At 44.3% G+C, this 2,232-nt stretch carries 1 protein-coding gene; it reads right to left on the reverse strand.

The window, feature by feature from the left end; all coding sequences use genetic code 11:
• Positions 1 to 184: 184 nt before the first annotated feature.
• Positions 185 to 2,232: polyribonucleotide nucleotidyltransferase (gene pnp / locus QZ379_RS12655; RefSeq protein WP_291565564.1), on the reverse strand; the 2,048-nt coding region annotated here is incomplete at its 5' end.

Here is a 2,232-nt window from a genome sequence, read left to right on the forward strand (position 1 = left end):
GCAACAGACTCATAATCTGGAGGTCCCTGGTTCAAGCCCAGGCTGGTCCACAAATAAAATAGGCAGTTACAGATTAGTAACTGCTTTTTTTGTGTTCTTGCGTAAAAAACTTTTGTCTTAATCTAACAAAAAAAGGAACAACCGTTTCCAGTCATTCCTTTCTATAATAGTTCTTCTTTATGAATTATTTCTGCTGAGCCTTTTTCTCGCGTCTCTTGTTGTTTTCTTCCATTCCTTCTGGTTTTGGTAATAAAACCTTGTGTGAAAGTTTGAATTTACCTGTCTTAGGATCAATTTCAAGAAGTTTTACTTTTACGTCATCACCTTCTTTCAAGCCGGCTTCTTCTATTGTTTCAAGGCGTTTCCAGTCAATCTCAGAAATGTGGAGCAAACCATCCTTGCCTGGAAGGAATTCTACGAATGCACCGTATGGCATGATAGAACGAACCTTACCTGTGTAAACTTCACCTACTTCAGGAACAGCTACTATACCTTTTATCAGGCGGATTGCATCGTCGATTGATTTCTTGTTTGTACCTGAGATTTCGATACGTCCTGCGTTGTCAACTTCTTCGATAGTGATAGTTGCACCTGTTTCTTCCTGCATTCCTTGGATAATCTTACCTCCAGGGCCGATTACAGCTCCGATGAATTCTTTAGGAATTGTCATTGTCTCGATACGTGGAGCGTGTGGCTTCAATTCAGCGCGAGGTTCTGCGATACATTCTGTCAGTTTGCCAAGGATATATTCGCGACCCTGTTTTGCCTGAAGAAGCGCTTTCTCGAGGATGTCGTATGTAAGACCGTCGCACTTGATGTCCATCTGTGTAGCAGTGATACCTTTGCAAGTACCTGTCACCTTGAAGTCCATATCGCCCAAGTGGTCTTCATCGCCAAGGATATCTGAAAGAACGGCATATTTGTCTTCGCCGGCATTTTTGATCAATCCCATTGCAATACCTGATACCGGATTCTTGATAGGTACACCGGCATCCATAAGAGCCAATGTTCCGGCACATACTGTTGCCATTGAAGATGAACCGTTTGATTCAAGTATATCTGAAACTACACGTACGCAGTATGGATAATCTGCTGGTATCTGTCCCTTCAAAGCACGCCATGCCAAGTGGCCGTGACCGATTTCACGACGTCCTACACCGCGCTGTGCCTTAGCTTCACCTGTAGAGAATGGAGGGAAGTTATAATGAAGAAGGAAACGTTCCTTGTGCTGGTCAAGTACGTCGTCAACTACTTTTTCGTCGAGTTTTGTACCGAGAGTTACAGTACTCAAAGACTGAGTTTCACCACGTGTGAAGATTGAAGAACCGTGAGGGCCAGGCAGTGGGCTTACTTCGCACCAGATAGGACGTATCTCTGTAGTAGTACGTCCGTCAAGACGCTTGCCTTCGTCGAGGATACAACGACGCATAGCTTCTTTTTCTACATCGTGGTAGTAGCGGTCAATCATAGCACCCTTTTCTTCAAGTTCTTCTTCAGTGAACTGTGCCTTGAATTCTTCGCATACAGCATCGAAAGCATCACCGCGTTCGTGCTTGTTTCTGTTGCCTGATGCTGCAATAGCATATGCTTTTTCGTAGCATGCATCGTGTACAGCTTTGCGAAGGTCTTCATCGTTTTCTTCGTGGCAGTATTCACGTTTAACTGTGGAACCTACTTCTACCATAAGTTCCATCTGAGCCTTGCAGTGAACCTTGATAGCTTCGTGAGCGAACTTCATTGCTTCGAGAAGGTCTTGTTCTGAAACTTCTTCCATTTCGCCTTCCACCATCATAATGTTTTCGTAAGTAGCTGCTACCATCAAGTCCATGTCAGCCTTCTTGAGGGCTTCGAATGTAGGATTGATAACAAACTGACCGTCGACACGTGCTACACGTACTTCTGATATAGGACCACCGAATGGTATATCAGAAACAGCAAGTGCTGCTGAAGCTGCAAGTCCTGCAAGTGCATCCGGCATATCTACGCCGTCTGCTGAGAAGAGGGTAATGTTTACATATACCTCTGCATGATAATTATCAGGGAAAAGAGGACGTAATGCACGGTCAACAAGACGGCAAGTCAAAATTTCATAGTCAGAAGCCTTGCCTTCGCGTTTTGTGAAACCGCCAGGGAAACGTCCGAATGCTGAATATTTTTCTTTGTACTCTACCTGTAAAGGCATGAAATCTGTACCGGGAACTGCATCTTTTGCTGCACAAACAGTAGCTAGCA

Origin of the sequence: Bacteroides sp. (genome assembly GCF_019417265.1) — a bacterium.
In the GTDB taxonomy this organism is placed as follows: domain Bacteria; phylum Bacteroidota; class Bacteroidia; order Bacteroidales; family Bacteroidaceae; genus Phocaeicola.